The following is a 210-nucleotide window of genomic DNA, read 5'->3' on the forward strand; positions in this document are numbered from 1 at the left end:
GGCAGCCATTTCTTCTCCATCCGTTACTTTTATCCTTAGCATNNTATCAACTTTCTTTATANNTAATATACCATCAAGATTTTGTAATAACTTCATAGCTTCATCATCATTTGAAGTACTTAAAGNAATTACATCACCTCCTATACTTTCTTTTAATTCTTTAGGTGATCCTATAGCAAGTATCTTACCATGATCAATTATAGCTATCTA

This window comes from Candidatus Nanopusillus massiliensis (assembly GCF_920984865.1).